General features: G+C 59.4%; 16 protein-coding genes. 3 read left to right on the top strand and 13 right to left on the bottom strand.

The window, feature by feature from the left end:
* Positions 1-138 precede the first annotated feature (138 nt).
* The 3 genes from choV to QOM10_RS27145 form a co-directional block, all read right to left on the bottom strand.
* The gene (choV, locus tag QOM10_RS27155) at positions 139-1,317 is read right to left on the bottom strand and encodes a choline ABC transporter ATP-binding protein (RefSeq protein WP_160042146.1); all 1,179 of its coding nucleotides are present in this window, start codon (positions 1,315-1,317) and stop codon (positions 139-141) included.
* The gene (gene choW / locus QOM10_RS27150) at positions 1,314-2,159 is read right to left on the bottom strand and encodes a choline ABC transporter permease subunit (RefSeq protein WP_095121426.1); all 846 of its coding nucleotides are present in this window, start codon (positions 2,157-2,159) and stop codon (positions 1,314-1,316) included. The genes choV and choW overlap by 4 nt, the downstream gene beginning before the upstream one ends.
* Before the next feature lie 66 nt (positions 2,160-2,225).
* Complete coding sequence (locus QOM10_RS27145) at positions 2,226-3,170, bottom strand: choline ABC transporter substrate-binding protein (protein WP_102900069.1); 945 nt, start codon at positions 3,168-3,170, stop codon at positions 2,226-2,228.
* A 437-nt stretch (positions 3,171-3,607) separates the two neighbouring features.
* On the opposite strand from QOM10_RS27145, the gene QOM10_RS27140 reads away from it, so the two are divergent.
* Both QOM10_RS27140 and QOM10_RS27135 read left to right on the top strand, forming a co-directional pair.
* The gene (locus tag QOM10_RS27140; protein ID WP_316917237.1) at positions 3,608-4,984 is read left to right on the top strand and encodes an L-serine ammonia-lyase; all 1,377 of its coding nucleotides are present in this window, start codon (positions 3,608-3,610) and stop codon (positions 4,982-4,984) included.
* A 541-nt stretch (positions 4,985-5,525) separates the two neighbouring features.
* Complete coding sequence (locus QOM10_RS27135; protein ID WP_007949927.1) at positions 5,526-6,629, top strand: GlxA family transcriptional regulator; 1,104 nt, start codon at positions 5,526-5,528, stop codon at positions 6,627-6,629.
* Positions 6,630-6,754: 125 nt separating this feature from the next.
* On the opposite strand, the gene QOM10_RS27130 is transcribed toward QOM10_RS27135, so the two are convergent.
* The 6 genes from QOM10_RS27130 to QOM10_RS27105 all read right to left on the bottom strand — a co-directional run bounded on the left by QOM10_RS27130 (position 6,755) and on the right by QOM10_RS27105 (position 12,455).
* The gene (locus QOM10_RS27130; protein WP_016983943.1) at positions 6,755-7,018 is read right to left on the bottom strand and encodes a hypothetical protein; all 264 of its coding nucleotides are present in this window, start codon (positions 7,016-7,018) and stop codon (positions 6,755-6,757) included.
* Positions 7,019-7,403: 385 nt separating this feature from the next.
* The gene (locus QOM10_RS27125; protein ID WP_150749710.1) at positions 7,404-8,567 is read right to left on the bottom strand and encodes a gamma-butyrobetaine dioxygenase; all 1,164 of its coding nucleotides are present in this window, start codon (positions 8,565-8,567) and stop codon (positions 7,404-7,406) included.
* A gap of 24 nt (positions 8,568-8,591) precedes the next feature.
* Entirely contained in the window at positions 8,592-9,068 is a 477-nt protein-coding gene (locus tag QOM10_RS27120) for a thioesterase family protein (protein WP_316917236.1), read from the bottom strand.
* 337 nt (positions 9,069-9,405) lie between these two features.
* Positions 9,406-10,371 carry an L-carnitine dehydrogenase gene (locus tag QOM10_RS27115; protein WP_316917235.1) on the bottom strand — a complete coding sequence of 322 codons (966 nt, stop codon included), beginning with the start codon at positions 10,369-10,371 and terminating at the stop codon, positions 9,406-9,408.
* Between the two features lie 142 nt (positions 10,372-10,513).
* Positions 10,514-11,401, bottom strand: a complete 888-nt coding sequence (locus QOM10_RS27110; RefSeq protein ID WP_316917234.1) for a 3-keto-5-aminohexanoate cleavage protein — start codon at positions 11,399-11,401, stop codon at positions 10,514-10,516.
* Between the two features lie 109 nt (positions 11,402-11,510).
* Entirely contained in the window at positions 11,511-12,455 is a 945-nt protein-coding gene (locus tag QOM10_RS27105; protein WP_316917233.1) for a choline ABC transporter substrate-binding protein, read from the bottom strand.
* Between the two features lie 192 nt (positions 12,456-12,647).
* On the opposite strand from QOM10_RS27105, the gene QOM10_RS27100 reads away from it, so the two are divergent.
* Positions 12,648-13,592, top strand: a complete 945-nt coding sequence (locus QOM10_RS27100) for a GlxA family transcriptional regulator (protein WP_316917232.1) — start codon at positions 12,648-12,650, stop codon at positions 13,590-13,592.
* 121 nt (positions 13,593-13,713) lie between these two features.
* On the opposite strand, the gene QOM10_RS27095 is transcribed toward QOM10_RS27100, so the two are convergent.
* From QOM10_RS27095 to QOM10_RS27080, 4 genes are all read right to left on the bottom strand, one after another.
* Positions 13,714-14,130 carry a DUF3010 family protein gene (locus tag QOM10_RS27095; RefSeq protein WP_064388145.1) on the bottom strand — a complete coding sequence of 139 codons (417 nt, stop codon included), beginning with the start codon at positions 14,128-14,130 and terminating at the stop codon, positions 13,714-13,716.
* Between the two features lie 29 nt (positions 14,131-14,159).
* Positions 14,160-14,483, bottom strand: coding sequence for a helix-turn-helix transcriptional regulator (locus QOM10_RS27090; protein WP_316917231.1), 324 nt, complete (start codon positions 14,481-14,483; stop codon positions 14,160-14,162).
* Positions 14,467-14,721 (bottom strand): type II toxin-antitoxin system RelE family toxin, encoded by a 255-nt coding sequence (locus tag QOM10_RS27085; protein WP_064388148.1) that lies wholly within the window; start codon positions 14,719-14,721, stop codon positions 14,467-14,469. The genes QOM10_RS27090 and QOM10_RS27085 overlap by 17 nt, the downstream gene beginning before the upstream one ends.
* Positions 14,722-14,933: 212 nt before the next feature.
* Positions 14,934-15,335, bottom strand: coding sequence for a lysozyme inhibitor LprI family protein (locus QOM10_RS27080; RefSeq protein WP_095121593.1), 402 nt, complete (start codon positions 15,333-15,335; stop codon positions 14,934-14,936).
* Positions 15,336-15,411 lie beyond the last annotated feature (76 nt).

Below are 15,411 nucleotides of genomic sequence, written 5' to 3'. Positions count from 1 at the left end.
CGATTTCTCAGGTCGATGTAGCTTGAAAGTACAACTCGGTAGGTTCCTTCTCCCTCCGGGAGAGGGCTAGGGTGAGGGGCTTTTCCCTGACCCAATAAAAAAGGGATCGCTCACCGCGATCCCTTTTTTTATCCCGCCTTAACCGAGGTTCTTGCCTAACAGCGCGTGATACAGCTCGCTGTCGCCCAAGATCCCCACCACATGATGGTTATCGTGCAGCACCAGCTTGTTGCCGGTCTGATAACGAATCTGCAGCGCATCGCGCATACCGATGTTCGAGTCCACCAGCGTCGGCTTGCGCTCCAGGCCCTCGACCGCTTGCCCCGGTGCCCAGTTCTGCAGGTTCAGCACCGAACCATTCTGCCGTGCGCCTTTGATGGTGTTGCCTTCGGCCAGGTCCAGCCACGAATCGCCGCCCGGATCGAGACACACCGAACCGTTGATGCGTTTGCACTTGTCCAGTGTGCGCATCAGGCTGCGCCCGCAAAGCACGTTGAGCGGATTGGTGTGCGCCACGAACGTGCGCACATAATCGTCCGCCGGGTTCAGCACGATCTCTTCCGGCACGCTGTACTGGATGATCCGGCCGTCTTTCATGATCGCGATGCGGCTACCCAGTTTGAGCGCCTCGTCGAGGTCATGGCTCACGAAGACGATGGTCTTGCTCAGCTTGCGTTGCAGTTCCAGCAGTTCATCCTGCAGACCCTGACGGATCAGCGGGTCGAGCGCCGAGAACGGTTCGTCCATCAGCAGAATATCGGCGTCCATCGCCAGCGCCCGCGCCAGACCAACGCGCTGCTGCATGCCGCCGGAGAGTTCGTCAGGCTTCTTGTTGCGCCATTGGGTCAGGCCAACCAGTTCGAGTTTTTCGTCGACGAGTTTCTTGCGTTCCTTCTCCGGACGGCCCTGCATTTCCAGACCGAAACTGATGTTCTCGCGCACCGTCAGCCACGGCATCAGGGCGAACTTCTGGAACACCATGGCGATGCGTTTGGTGCGCATCATTTTCAGTTCGGCCGGGGTGCAGGAGGCGATGTCGATCTGGCGGTTTTCATGCTCGACAAACAGCTTGCCGCGGCTCACGGTGTTGAGGCCGTTGATGCAGCGCAGCAGGCTCGACTTGCCGGAACCGGACAGGCCCATCAGCACGCAGATTTCGCCTTTGTTGATATCCAGCGTGGCTTTTTCCACACCGACGATCTGTCCGGTCTTCTTCAGGATCTCGTTGCGGGTCATGCCCTGATCCAGCAGCTTGAGTGCCTCGCGCGGATCTTTGGAGAAGATTACGTCAACGTCTTCGAAGCGAATTATGCTCATGCGTCACCCCCTACTTTGGCGTCGGGTTGTTTGCAGATACGGTCGAGCATGATCGCCAGCAGTACGATCGCCAGGCCCGCTTCGAAGCCCAGGGCGATATCAGCAGTGTTCAGTGCGTTGACCACCGGTTTGCCGAGTCCGTCGGCGCCTACCAGTGCCGCGATCACCACCATCGACAACGACAGCATGATGCACTGGGTGATACCGGCCGCGATGCTCGGCATGGCGTGAGGCAGTTCAATCCGTGAGAGCAGTTGGCGACGCGAGCAGCCGAAGGCCTTGCCGGCGTCCATCAGTTCTTGCGGGACATCGCGGATGCCCAGGTAGGTCAGGCGGATCGGCGCAGCGATGGCGAACACCACCGTGGAGATCAGGCCCGGCACCACACCCAGCCCGAAGAGGGTCAGGGTAGGAATGAGGTAAACGAAGGTCGGTACGGTCTGCATCAGATCGAGTACCGGACGCATGACCGTGTAGAACATCGGTTTATGCGCGGCGACGATGCCCAATGGCACGCCGATGACCACGCAGACCAGGGTCGCAAACATGACCTGGGCGAGGGTTTCCATGGTCTCCTGCCAGTACCCCAGATTGAGGATCAGCAGGAAGGAGGCGACCACAAACGCGGTCAGGCCCCACTTGCGTTGAATCAGATGGGCGATGATTGCAATCAGGCCAATCAAGACCAATGGGTTGAACCAGGTCAGCGCAAACGTCACGCCGTGGATCATCGTTTCCAGGGTCACGGCGATTGCGTCGAAGGTATTGGCGCCGTGTTGCGTCAACCATTCAACGAAGCCCGCGATGTACTGGCCTAAAGGTATTTTCTGATCAATCAGCATGGTAGTGAACGTCCGCATGCAAGGAAATAAACAGCCCGGGTGGGCGAACCCACCCGGCATAAGCGATTACTGAAGCTTGGCTTTCACGGCCTCCAGGCCAGGTTTACCGTCAATGGTGGTCACGCCAGTGAGCCAGGTATCGAGCACTTGTGGATTCTTTTTCAGCCAGGCCTTGGCGGCCGCGTCAGGCTTCATCTTGTCGTCGAGGATGTTGCCCATCAGTTCGCTTTCCATGTCGACGGTGAACTCCAGGTTCTTCAGCAACTGACCAACGTTGCTGCATTCCGTGGCGTAACCCTTGCGGGTGTTGGTTGCCACGGTCGCCGCACCGAAATCGGGGCCGAAGAAATCATCGCCACCGGTCAGGTATTGAATCTTGAAGCGCTTGTTCATCGGGTGCGGCGCCCAGCCGAGGAAGACCACGGCGGTGTCGCGTTTCTGCGCGCGATCCACTTGCGAGAGCATGCCCGCTTCCGAGGATTCGACGACTTTGAAACCGGCGGTCTTCAGGCCGAAGGCGTCCTTGTCGATCATGCTCTGGATCAGGCGGTTGCCGTCGTTGCCAGGCTCGATGCCGTAGATCTTGCCGTCGAGCTCTTTCTTGAATTTGGCGATGTCGGCGAAGTCATGCAGACCTTTGTCATACAGGGCTTGCGGCACGGCGAGGGTGTACTTGGCGCCCTTGAGGTTGGTGCGCACGGTTTCCACGGTGCCGGCGTCGCGGTAGGCCTTGATGTCGTTTTCCATGGTCGGCATCCAGTTGCCGAGGAACACGTCCATGTTCTTGCCGTCGGCCAGCGACTTGTAGGTCACGGGCACGGAGATCATGGTGGTCTTGGTCTTGTAGCCGAGGGCGTTGAGGACAACGGAGGTGGTGGCGGTGGTGGCGGTGATGTCGGTCCAGCCGACATCGGAGAAGTTAACGGTACTGCACTGCGCCGGTTCTGCAGCTTGCGCCAGTAACGGCAGACTCAGCATGGCGGCCAACAACAACGACGGGGAACCTTTCATGGATGGACTCCTTGGTGTTTTTTTTGGCAGTGTTCCGACTGTGGACCACCGCACTTATAGGTTGCGGTTGGATGGCGTTCTGGAGACAGCTCTACCACGGCGCCTTGCAATCGAGTCATAACGATCATGTACCAGTGAAAATCTGACGCCTACAGGGGGGGTCGTATCCAGTACAGGGATGGTCGCATCCAGTGTCAGTGACGTCGTTTACAGCTTTTTTCAGCCCCGAATGGCCCTCTGAACCGTACAAAAACGGCGAAAAACCTGGGCGAAAACGGCGCGGCGCTGGTGGACATGAGTGCGTCGGTGTCAGACGCCGTGCGCTCCGACAAAAGCCTGATGATGCGGGCATTCCGGCGGATCGCAGCTTGAGCGTAGCAGCTCCGCCAGCGGGCGCTTTTGCGCCCCGGACCGGTATCCTCAGGAGCTCTGCAGCAATGGCTATCAGCGTTTTCGACCTGTTCAAAATCGGCATCGGCCCTTCCAGTTCCCACACCGTCGGGCCGATGCGCGCCGCGGCGTTATTCGTCGAGTCGCTGCGCGACAAGCACCAGCTGGAGCAGGTGCGGCGGATCGAAGTGCAGCTGTACGGTTCGTTATCGGCGACCGGCATTGGTCACGGTAGCGACAACGCGGTGATCATGGGCCTGATGGGCGAGTGGCCGGACGCAATCGACCCGTCGCAGATCGGCCCGCGCATTCAGGCCCTGCGTGAAACTCACACGCTGTTATTGGACGGTCGTTTGGCGGTGCCGTTTGTCTGGGCGCGGGACATGCGTCTGATCGACGAGAACCTGCCGTTCCACCCCAATGCCATGACGATTGTGGCCGAGGGCGATCACGGCGAACTGCATCGCGACACCTACTATTCGGTGGGTGGCGGTTTTGTCGTCGATCAAGCGCAGGCGTCCAGTGGCGTGCTCGATCTGGATCGCACTGAATTGCCTTATGACTTTTCCAGCGCGGTCGAGCTGCTGGAGCTGTGCAAGAACAACAACCTGCGCGTTGCCGAACTGATGATGGCTAACGAAAAGGTCTGGCGCAGTGAAGAAGAAATCCGCGCCGGTCTGATGAAGCTGTGGCGGGCGATGCAGGACTGCGTCGAGCAGGGGCTGAAACACGAAGGCATCCTGCCTGGCGGATTGAATGTACGGCGGCGCGCGGCGAAGTTGCACCGCAGTCTTCAGGAGTTGGGCAAGCCCAATGTGATCGGCTCGACGCTCAGTGCGATGGAGTGGGTCAATCTGTTTGCGCTGGCTGTTAATGAAGAAAACGCGGCGGGTGGGCGCATGGTCACGGCGCCGACCAATGGCGCGGCGGGGATCATTCCGGCGGTGTTGCACTACTTTATGAAGTTCAGCGAAGCGGTGACGGACGCCAACGTGGTCGACTACTTCCTCGGTGCGGCGGCGGTGGGGATTCTGTGCAAGAAGAATGCGTCGATCTCGGGCGCCGAAGTTGGCTGTCAGGGCGAGGTCGGTTCAGCGTGCGCGATGGCGGCGGCGGGGCTGGCGGAGATTCTTGGCGCTACGCCGGAGCAATTGTGCAACGCGGCGGAGATCGGCCTGGAACATAACCTTGGGCTGACCTGCGATCCGGTCGGTGGCCTGGTGCAAGTGCCGTGCATCGAGCGCAATGCGATTGCGGCGGTGAAAGCGATCAACGCGGCGCAGATGGCGTTGCGTGGTGATGGTCAGCATTTTATTTCGCTGGATCGGGTGATCCGCACCATGCGTGATACCGGTGCGGATATGCATGACAAATATAAAGAGACATCGCGGGGTGGGTTGGCGGTCAGTGCGGTTGAGTGCTGAGACCGCGTTGCCCCAATCGCGAGCAGGCTCGCTCCCACATTGGACCCTGGCGTTCACACATTTTGTGTTCACTGGAGATCTACTGTGGGAGCGAGCCTGCTCGCGAAGGGGCCAGACCAGTCAAAACTGCTCACCAAGTGAACACAGACAATAAATCACGCCACCTTTTAGCGCGTCGTAATCAGATAAGAGTCTTTCCCACCTGTTACACGCGCTCAGCTCTCCTACCGTCCGTCACCCGTGCTTGCGGTGACACTGTCCGACAATCGCGCGCAGGCCAGTTCCCACAAGTGCTACCGATTTGCTCACACCCCTCGGGGCAAGGCGCTCAACAACACTAATGGCACTTCGAAACACCTTTCGTCGGACGGCTCGTATAGACACGTCGCGACGTCGTTTTCAGGAGTTATTGAACAGCCATTCAATTTTAGGCATGGCAATTGCTCTGTCATAACAAAGCCCGTCTCCCACGCGAGAACGCTGGCAATAACAAGAGCCTCCGCCTGAGGCCATCACCCGCTTTGTGTGAGGAGATACCGCGATGACGTCGTTCAACTCCGGGGCCCAACCCCAGAACCGTGCGCCTCAATCCATCGGCTTTCTGCTGCTGGACAATTTCACGCTGATTTCTCTGGCCTCCGCAGTAGAACCTCTACGCATGGCCAACCAATTGTCCGGTCGCGAGCTGTATCGCTGGAGCACCCTCACCGTCGATGGCGGTCAGGTGTGGGCCAGTGACGGTCTGCAAATCACTCCCGACGCTTCCATGCACAAAGCCCCGCCGCTGGACACTGTGATTGTCTGCGGCGGCATCGGTATCCAACGCACTGTCACCCGCGAACACGTTTCCTGGCTGCAAAGCCAGGCGCGACAGTCCAAGCGCCTCGGCGCCGTGTGCACCGGCAGTTGGGCGCTGGCTTGCGCCGGGTTGCTCGACGGTTTCGATTGCAGCGTGCACTGGGAATGTCTGGCGGCGATGCAGGAAGCTTTCCCGCGCGTGGCCATGAGCACGCGCTTGTTCACCCTCGACCGTAACCGTTTCACCAGTTCCGGCGGCACCGCACCGCTGGACATGATGCTGCACCTGATCAGCCGCGATCACGGCCGTGAACTGTCCGCCGCGATCTCGGAGATGTTCGTCTACGAACGTATCCGCAACGAACAGGATCACCAGCGCGTGCCGCTCAAGCACATGCTCGGCACCAACCAGCCGAAGCTGCAGGAAATCGTCGCGCTGATGGAAGCCAATCTGGAAGAGCCGATCGACCTGGATGAATTGGCAGTGTACGTCGCCGTGTCGCGTCGACAGCTGGAGCGCCTGTTCCAGAAATACCTGCACTGCTCGCCGTCGCGTTACTACTTGAAGCTGCGTTTGATTCGCGCCCGGCAGTTGCTCAAGCAGACGCCGATGTCGATCATCGAAGTGGCGTCGGTGTGTGGTTTCGTCTCGACGCCGCACTTCTCCAAGTGCTACCGCGAGTACTTCGGCATTCCGCCGCGTGACGAGCGCGTAGGCTCCAATACCACCCAGCAAGTGGCGATGCTGCCGCTGCCGCAGGCAATCGTGATGTCGCCGCTGTCGGGGCCGATGTCGGCGTTGAGTCAGGCGCGCAATGAATCGACGTTTGCCAGCGTAAGGCTCTGATGAGGATCGTTCCCACGCTCTGCGTGGGAACGCAACCCGGGACGCTCTGCGTCCCAAAAGGCCGAACGCGGAGCGTCCGTTGAGGCATTCCCACGCAGAGCGTGGGAACGATCAGGTGAGCAACGTCAGGCGCTATGGCTTTGCTGGTAGTCCGCCAAGGCCGGCAACAACTGTTTGTCGATCGCCTGACGCACCGCCGGCTGAATACTGGCGCCGCTGGTGTACATGTCCTTGACCATCTTGCGCAGTTCAAACGCGCGAACGTTATCCAGACCGCGCACCGCGCACTCGCAAGCCTGATCGGCGGTCGTGCCACTGGGCACTTGAATACCCAACGCCTTGAGCTGGCCCAACAAATCTTCCTGATCGATCAAATCGGCATACATCATGACGCGCATCCTTCTTCGGTAACGGAGGTCGTGGCTCGATTCTGGTAGGCATGCCGAGGCACGGCAAGGGCGATTTGTCGCAGTGGCCGCGACGGCTATGAACAGGTCGTTTTCGGCTAACTCGCCGCTCAAGGGAGTGGGCACACTGAACTCAGCTTGCAACACGAAGGTTTGGTCACCCTCGCTTGGCAGCTCCTCAACAGTACCCTCCTCAGCTCCGATCCTGTCACGGCTTGATCGGAGTTTTTTTGCCTGTGAATCAGAGAACGGTGTGTTGCTGCTGACGCCTTCGCGAGCAGGCTCGCTCCCACAGGTGACCGCGTTCCTTCATGGGAATGAGGTTGAATGTGGGAGCGAGCCTGCTCGCGAAGAACGATGACGCGGTCTAGCGTTGCAGCACCAGAATCCGCGACAACAATTCATCCCGGTCGACATAGCAGCCCTGAAAATGCCGCGCCCCGGTAGCAGGGTCAAACGCATTGCGCGCATGCAACGTGCGGCGGTTATCGAAACACCACAACTCCCCCGCATTGAGTCGCTGTATCAACCGAAATCGCGGCTCGCGGGTCATCGCGATGAAGCGTCGATAAGCCCGATACAACCGTGGCATTTGCTCCACTGACGTATCGAACGCGCCGCGCAGAAAGTTCGCCATGCGAATTTCCGCCACGCGTCCCAAGGCATCCAGAGCGATGATCGGCGCCAGACAGCGATAGTCGCTATAACGATCCTTGTTGCGAAACTCCACGGGTATTTCACACAGCGCCTGAAACGCTGCCGGGTCTTCGCTGCGCAACGCATCGGCAATCGCAAAACCATCGACAAAAATACTCTCGCCACCCTCGGCGTCATTCACCAGGCAATGCAGAAATTGCAATCCAGGTTGCAGCTCGCGAGTGGGCAGGTCGGTGTGCAACGGCAGGTTGAAAGCGGTGTAGGCATTGCTGTCGGCATCGGCTTTGGATTGCACGTTGAACAGCACGCCGAAGTTGCTCTCGCGAATAAAGGAAATGCGCTGGGCGATGAGCTTCAGCGAGCCGGGTTCGGTGGGTACGCCGCGCACTTGGGTCAGGCCGATGTCGCGTAAGGCGATCAGCCATTGCAGCAGGGCGGCGTTGTCGTTCATCAGCGTTGCGTATTCGAACACCGGCAATTGCAAATCGCTGTGCCACAGATAAGGCTTGGGCTTGGCGGCCAAGCGTTCGGCGCGGGATTCATCATCGTAGGCGTGAGCACGCAACCAGCCGGGATCGAAACGACTGAGGTGGCCGTCCTGCCAGTCAATGCGCAGACAGCCGTGGGTATCGATATGTGCGACAGCTGGCTTGAGGTCTTCAACGGCATCGACGATCTCGAAGACCTGTTCGCGGGTGATGTTGTAGACGCACTGTGGACACGGGCAGTTGTCCCGCAACCAGATATGGTGGAACGGGCTGACGCGCCCGTCAGCCCACTCAATGGCAACGCGATCCGCCAAGGTCTGCACGCCACCGAGCGCGCTGATCAACGGATAAGTACGGAAGTCGGCAACAGCGGCAGCGGTGTTCATGGCGGTTCCTTGTGATCGATGGATTTACCTTGCAGGTGGCAGCGCGATGACGCGGCCGATGTAAGCGGGGGCAGGCAAGTCTTTCTGCTCGGCGACGATGCTTTGCAGGCGGCTCAGGGTGTCCGGGCTGAAAGGTGCCGAACGTGGGCCGGCGAGATCGACGTGCAACAGCATCTGTTCGTTGCCGGCCAGTTCCTGGTCATCACCGACCTTGTGCAGGCTGTGATAGAGGTGCAGGCGTTTGCTGTCGTGGCCGATGATTTGCGTGCGCACTTCCACCTCGGTGTCGAGCTTCACTTCGTGCAGGTAATTAAGGTGCAGTTCGAGGGTGAACAGCGAGTTGCCGCTGGCCTCGCGGTTGTTGCTGTCCATGCCGAGACGGTCCATCAGGGCGTCGGTGGCGTAGCTGAATATCAGCAGGTAAAAGGCGTCGCGCAGGTGGCCGTTGTAGTCGACCCAGTCGGGGATGATTCTGGTTTGGTAGGTGGTGAGGTGCGGCATGATTTGGGTTCCGGCAGTTAGGTGGTCTTCAAGATCAAAAGCTACCCCCTCACCCCAGCCCTCTCCCCCAAGGGGAGAGGGGGAAGGGAGTAGATCGGGGGCCTTTCAAAACCTGAGTTCGGCTCGGTGGTGCAAGTCGGCGTAACTCGAACAATCAACGCGATCAGTCCCCTCTCCCTCAGGGGGGCGAGGGGGAAAGGGAGCAGATCGGGGGCCTTTCAAAACTTGAGTTCGGCTCGATGGTGCAAGTCGGCGTAACTCGAACATTCAACTCGGTCAGTCCCCTCTACCTCTGGGAGAGGGCTAGGGTGAGGGCAGCGATGTCATGCCAACCCCATCACTCGCTGAACGCCATCCCATGTTTTTCCTTGGTGCTCTTCACCGCCTCAAGCACAGCCAGCAGGCAATCATCACGATAACGCTCCAGCGCCGAAATACTGTGACGACCAAGCTGATCACTGGTGCCTTCCACCACATCATCAATCAACTTGTCAGTCAGTTCCGGTGCCGGCAGATACGTCCACGGCAACTGCAACGCCGGGCCGAATTGCGACATGAAGTGGCGCATGCCTGCATCACCGCCGGCCAGGGTGTAAGTCAGGAACGTACCCATAAACGACCAGCGCAACCCGGCGCCAAAACGGATCGCATCATCGATCTCGCCAGTGGTCGCGACACCGTCATTGACCAGGTGCAGCGCCTCACGCCACAGCGCTTCAAGCAAGCGGTCGGCGATAAAACCGGGCACTTCCTTGCGCACATGCAAAGGGCGCATGCCGAGGGATTCGTAGACTTTCATCGCTGCCTGAACGGCCTCGGGCGCGGTGTTCTTGCCGCCCACGACTTCGACCAGCGGCAGCAGATAAACCGGGTTGAACGGGTGGCCTACCACGCAACGTTCCGGGTGCGTCGAACTCTCGTAGAATTCGCTCGGCAGCAGGCCCGAAGTGCTCGAGCCGATCAACGCATTCGGCTTGGCCGCGGCGCTGATTTTGCTGTGCAGATCGAGTTTCAGTTCGAGACGTTCCGGGGCGCTTTCCTGAATGAAATCGGCATCGCGCACGCACTCTTCGATGGTCGCAACAAAGCGCAGACGATCCTGCGAAGCGCCGGGTGCCAGACCATTTTTCTCCAGCGCGCCCCAGGCATTGGCCACGCGTTTGCGCAGCGCTGCTTCGGCACCGGGGGCCGGGTCCCACGCCACCACATCGAGGCCATGGGCGAGGGCGCGAGCGACCCAACCGCTGCCAATGACACCGCTGCCCAGCGCGGCGAAGGTTTTGATATCGGTGATAAAGCTCATGGCGACATTCCTGAATAGTTCGGGGATCAACTGTGGGAGCGAGCCTGCTCGCGAAAGCGGTGCCTCTGCTGATGAAGATGCTTCGGATGTACCGGCCTCTTCGCGAGCAGGCTCGCTCCCACAGTGGGAAATGAGTGGTCGTTTAGCCGCGCTGGGTCAGGCCCATTTTCTTGCGGCCCTCGGCCGGGGTCAGTACGCGGGCGCCGAGGCGGCTGAGGATCTCGGTGGCGCGTTCGACCAATTGGCCGTTGGTCGCCAGCACACCCTTGTCCAGCCACAGGTTGTCCTCCAGCCCGACCCGCACGTTGCCGCCGAGCAGCACCGCTTGCGCGGCCATCGGCATCTGCATCCGGCCAATGCCAAACCCGGCCCACACCGCATCGGCGGGCAGGTTGTCTACCATGGCTTTCATGGTGGTGGTATCGGCCGGGGCGCCCCACGGGATGCCCAGGCATAACTGGAACAACGGGTTGTCGAGCAAACCTTCCTTGATCATCTGCTTGGCAAACCACAGATGACCGGTGTCGAAAATCTCCAGCTCAGCCTTCACGCCCAGCTCGGTGATGCGCTTGGCGCCGGCCCGCAGTTGCGCCGGAGTGGACACATAAATGGTGTCGCCATCGCCGAAGTTCAGCGTGCCGCAATCGAGGGTGCAGATTTCCGGCAGCAGTTCTTCAACGTGCGCCAGACGGGTCAGCGGGCCGACCAGATCGGTGTTCGGACCGAACTCCATCGGGTTCTCGCCGGCGCCGATCTCCAGATCGCCACCCATACCGGCGGTGAGGTTGACGATGATGTCGACGTCGGCCTCGCGGATGCGCTCCATCACTTCGCGGTACAGCGCTACGTTGCGGCTGAACTTGCCGGTCTGCGGATCGCGCACATGGCAGTGCACGACGGTGGCTCCAGCCTTGGCCGCTTCTACGGCGGCAGCGGCGATCTGTTTCGGGGTGACCGGCACGTGCGGGCTCTTGGCGGTCGTGTCGCCAGCACCGGTGAGTGCGCAGGTGATGATGACGTCGTGGTTCATGGTGCGGTTTCCTTCAGGCGTGATGGGTCTGTCCGCAGCCCTTTTCGGGGCTGCGAAGCGTCGGTCAGTCCTCTCTCCCAATCTGGGAGAGGGGCTTTTCAAGAGAGGGTTATTTGCTGGTCAACTGCAGGTTTTCAGCGGCCGGTTTGCCATCGAACGTGGTCACACCTTCGAGCCAGCGCTGCTTGTCTTCCGGGTGATCCTTGAGCCATTGCTTGGCCGATTCGAAGGCGTCCTTGTGATCGAGCAGCGGCTGCATCATCCGGCTCTCGTCCTCGGCGGTGAACGTCAGGTTGGTCAGCAGGCGACCGATGTTCGGACACTGCTCGGCGTATTTCGGCGCGGTGACGGTCCACACGGTGGCCATGCCTTCGTTCGGACCGAGGGCGTCGTCGCTGCCGGTCAGATACGTCATCTTGACGTTGACGTTCATCGGGTGCGGCGCCCAGCCGAAGAACACCACAGCCTCTTTGCGGCGCACGGCGCGGTCGACGGCGGCGAGCATCCCGGCTTCGCTGGACTCGACCAGCTGGAACTTGCCGAGGCCGAACTGGTTCTTGGTGATCATTGCCTTGATCTGCGTGTTGGCGCCCGAGCCCGGTTCGATGCCGTAAATCTTGCCACCCAGTTCTTTTTCAAACCTGGCGATGTCAGCGAAGGTTTTCAGGCCCTTGTCCGCCAGATAAGTCGGCACCGCGAGGGTCGCGCGGGCGTCTTTCAGGCTTGGCGCTTCGAGGACTTTGACTTGGTTGGCGTCGACGAACGGGGTGATGGTCTGGGTCATCAGCGGGTTCCAGTAACCGAGGAACAGGTCCAGGCGCTGATCGCGGATCCCGGCGAAGATGATTTGCTGGGAGGCGCTGGTTTGTTTGGTGTTGTAGCCGAGGCCGTCGAGCAGGACCTGGGTCATGGCACTGGTGGCGATCACGTCGGTCCAGTTGACCACGCCCATGCGCACGTTCTGGCACGATGCCGGGTCGGCCGCCATGACGCTGGCGCTGAAGAAAGCGGTACCGCTGAGTGCAAGAACACAGCTGCTGATCAGTCGTTTCATGTCGGGTTCCTCGGCAGGTCGTTTATTGTGAGTTCCGGTGTCTGATGCGCCGGTGATGCAAAGTTACGCAGCTATACGCCCATGAAAGCGCACTGCGGCGACTGGCATTTGCACTGTAGCGACCTGCGCTCTTGAATGCCGAAGACAACTGGCGTATCAACATCCCACGCTACCCGCCAACCGAGTGCGCACATGTCCCAGGATTTCTACTTCTTGCTGATGCCGGGGTTCTCCGCCATCGGCTTTATTTCCGCGATCGAACCGCTACGCGTGGCCAACCGCTTTCGTGGCGAGCTGTACCGCTGGCATGTGTTGAGCGCTGATGGCGGGGCGGTGTTGGCGAGCAACGGCATGTCGGTCAACGCCGACGCGGCGCTGGAGCCGTTGAAGAAAGGCGCGACGTTGTTGGTGGTGGCCGGGTTTGAACCGCTGAAGTTCGCCACGCCAACCCTTGAGCACTGGTTGCGGCGGCTGGATAACGAAGGCGTGACCCTCGGTGCCATCGACACCGGCAGCTTTGTCCTTGCTGAAGCCGGGTTGCTTGAGGGCCATCGCTTGACGCTGCACTGGGAAGCCATTGACGCTTTCAAGGAATCTTATCCACAGCTCAGCGTGACCCAGGAGCTGTTCGAGATCGACCGTCGGCGCATCACTTCAGCGGGCGGCACCGCGTCCATCGATTTAATGCTCGATCTGATCGCCCAGGCCCACGGCCCGCAACTGGCGATTCAGGTCAGCGAGCAGTTTGTGCTGGGGCGAATTCGACCGCGAAAAGATCACCAGCGCATGGAAGTGGCCACGCGTTACGGGATCAGCAACAAGAAACTGGTGCAGGTGATTGGCGAGATGGAGCAGCACAGCGAACCGCCGCTGACTACGCTGCAATTGGCGGAATCGATCAAGGTCACGCGGCGGCAACTGGAGCGCTTGTTCCGGCTGCACCTGAACGACACGCCGAGCAATTTCTACCTGCGTCTGCGCTTGGAAAAGGCCCGGCAACTGCTGCGCCAGACTGACATGAGCGTGCTCGAAGTCAGCATCGCCTGCGGCTTCGAATCGCCGTCGTACTTCACCCGCAGTTACCGCGCAAAATTCGCCCGCTGTCCCCGCGAAGACCGCCGTACCGCCCAGGCCTGAATGGATGCACACAAAACCCCTGTAGGAGTGAGCCTGCTCGCGATAGCGGTAAGTCAGACAACACTGATGTCGACTGACACTTCGTCATCGCGAGCAGGCTCACTCCTACAGTTTGATCGCGTTACTTCTTCACCAACGCCGAACACGCAGCCTTATAAGCCTCATGCTGATACTTGTTCAACGTCCCCGGCAGTTCGAAATTATGCTTCTTCGCCTGCGCATTGATCGTCTGCGGCGACAACAACGTCACTTCACAGCCATCCAGCAGCTGCAAAATCCCCTCAATCTTGAAAGTGGTCGGCCCACCGGCAAACTCACCCTTCTTGCTGCGCTTCTTGATCGCAATCCGATCAACCGAGTTCTCCCGCACAAACGACGCCACTTGCGCCGCGAACAACTTCACGTTGGCCGCTTCGTCATCGTCTTCGAGGGCGATCTTCTTGGTGGCAAGGGGAACGTGGCTCAAGGCCGAACCGTCGAGAGCGGCCACGGCGATGATTGCTTCGCTGCCTTTGATTTCGATGCCGCAGATGTTCATGGGGAATTCCTTGAAGTGAAGAGGGCAGCTTACAGCTCAAGCTGATTGGCGGTGATGCCGAACGCCGACGCAATTTTCTCGCGAGTGGCCTTGCGTGGCTTGGCGACTGTTTCCTGCTGGGCAAACGCCGGTTGCGAAATACCCATGCGTTTAGCGACTTCTTCCTGAGTCAGGTTGAGGTGTTCGCGCCAGGCACGGATCGGTGTCGCCCCGCCGACCATCCGACTGACGACCTCATGGGGAATCAGGTCGGGCTGCATTTTTTGCGCAACGTACTGCGCGTAGGGAATGACGACGAAGGCGGGGTTGCCCTCGGCGTCGTTGATGATTTGGATGTCAGTAGGTGCGTTCATCGCGTTTCTTGACCTCTTGAATACTGACCACTTTGATTGCGCCATCCCAGTCGAACATGACTCGATAATTACCGACACGCAGGCGGTAGGCGTAGTCATGGCCAATCAGTGCTTTGACATTGCCCACATCAGGCATGTCGGCAAGCGCCGTAACGGCATCTCGAACCTGTACCTGATGCACAGAGTGCAATTTCAAAAGTTGCTTAACGGCCTTTCGTGTCCAGTGGATGCTGTTCATGGAAGAATATAAGTCTTTTATAAGATTCGCGAATCTTTACTTATATTTTTAAGGTAGCCAATCAAGAACAGTTGTCAGGATATTGCGTGAAGCGCCCGTAGATCGGGGCTTTCACGCAATAGGTGTAGGCGAAGTCGGCATGTGCCGTAAGAAGAAGAGATTCACGAGGCAATTGCAGAAAGCAGTGCCAATTTTCCTTCAAATTTTGAGGACTATTCCTGCCCAATCGACTCCAAAAACTCCGACCGTTCATCACTCATCCGCGCCACGCAATCATTCTGCGCAATCGTAAACGCCTTGCTCCCCGCCGTCGCCGGGAACGCTTCCACCGCGCAATCGGCATCCCGCGTCTTCAGCCATTGCTGCTGAGCCGTCTTGATCTTGGCGGTAATGTCCGCCAATTGCGTCGGGTTCTTGCCATACGCCGTCTGCATGCGCTCGTTGAGGCTGGCGTAGTTGTCCTTGAGCAGGTCTTCGGCGGTGCTGCGGCTGTAGGTCGAGCATTCCAGGGTCTGGACGTCGTTTTCGACGGCGTCGCAGGGGTTGTTGTCGGACTCTTCGGCGGCGTGTACGCCGGTCGCAAGCAAAGCCAAAGCCAGGAAGATCGATTTCATTGTTGTCGCCGCTCTAAGCCAGTGGTGTTTCCAGGATGCCGCAGATTCTGGCTCAAGCTTGCGGGCTTGAACAGGT

It is taken from the genome of Pseudomonas sp. P108 (genome assembly GCF_032613195.1).
Taxonomy (GTDB): domain Bacteria; phylum Pseudomonadota; class Gammaproteobacteria; order Pseudomonadales; family Pseudomonadaceae; genus Aquipseudomonas.
This window is presented reverse-complemented; position numbering and strand designations above follow the sequence as displayed.

What these genes read in the sequence shown, in the direction of transcription:
- QOM10_RS27100 (WP_316917232.1), top strand. Translation starts at nt 12,648, where the DNA reads ATGTCCCAGGATTTCTACTTCTTGCTGATGCCGGGGTTCTCCGCCATC.
- QOM10_RS27090 (WP_316917231.1), bottom strand. Translation starts at nt 14,483, where the DNA reads ATGAACGCACCTACTGACATCCAAATCATCAACGACGCCGAGGGCAAC.
- QOM10_RS27125 (WP_150749710.1), bottom strand. Translation starts at nt 8,567, where the DNA reads ATGAACACCGCTGCCGCTGTTGCCGACTTCCGTACTTATCCGTTGATC.
- QOM10_RS27120 (WP_316917236.1), bottom strand. Translation starts at nt 9,068, where the DNA reads ATGCCGCACCTCACCACCTACCAAACCAGAATCATCCCCGACTGGGTC.
- QOM10_RS27110 (WP_316917234.1), bottom strand. Translation starts at nt 11,401, where the DNA reads ATGAACCACGACGTCATCATCACCTGCGCACTCACCGGTGCTGGCGAC.
- QOM10_RS27145 (WP_102900069.1), bottom strand. Translation starts at nt 3,170, where the DNA reads ATGAAAGGTTCCCCGTCGTTGTTGTTGGCCGCCATGCTGAGTCTGCCG.
- QOM10_RS27130 (WP_016983943.1), bottom strand. Translation starts at nt 7,018, where the DNA reads ATGATGTATGCCGATTTGATCGATCAGGAAGATTTGTTGGGCCAGCTC.
- QOM10_RS27085 (WP_064388148.1), bottom strand. Translation starts at nt 14,721, where the DNA reads ATGAACAGCATCCACTGGACACGAAAGGCCGTTAAGCAACTTTTGAAA.
- QOM10_RS27080 (WP_095121593.1), bottom strand. Translation starts at nt 15,335, where the DNA reads ATGAAATCGATCTTCCTGGCTTTGGCTTTGCTTGCGACCGGCGTACAC.
- choV (WP_160042146.1), bottom strand. Translation starts at nt 1,317, where the DNA reads ATGAGCATAATTCGCTTCGAAGACGTTGACGTAATCTTCTCCAAAGAT.
- QOM10_RS27135 (WP_007949927.1), top strand. Translation starts at nt 5,526, where the DNA reads ATGACGTCGTTCAACTCCGGGGCCCAACCCCAGAACCGTGCGCCTCAA.
- QOM10_RS27105 (WP_316917233.1), bottom strand. Translation starts at nt 12,455, where the DNA reads ATGAAACGACTGATCAGCAGCTGTGTTCTTGCACTCAGCGGTACCGCT.
- QOM10_RS27140 (WP_316917237.1), top strand. Translation starts at nt 3,608, where the DNA reads ATGGCTATCAGCGTTTTCGACCTGTTCAAAATCGGCATCGGCCCTTCC.
- choW (WP_095121426.1), bottom strand. Translation starts at nt 2,159, where the DNA reads ATGCTGATTGATCAGAAAATACCTTTAGGCCAGTACATCGCGGGCTTC.
- QOM10_RS27115 (WP_316917235.1), bottom strand. Translation starts at nt 10,371, where the DNA reads ATGAGCTTTATCACCGATATCAAAACCTTCGCCGCGCTGGGCAGCGGT.
- QOM10_RS27095 (WP_064388145.1), bottom strand. Translation starts at nt 14,130, where the DNA reads ATGAACATCTGCGGCATCGAAATCAAAGGCAGCGAAGCAATCATCGCC.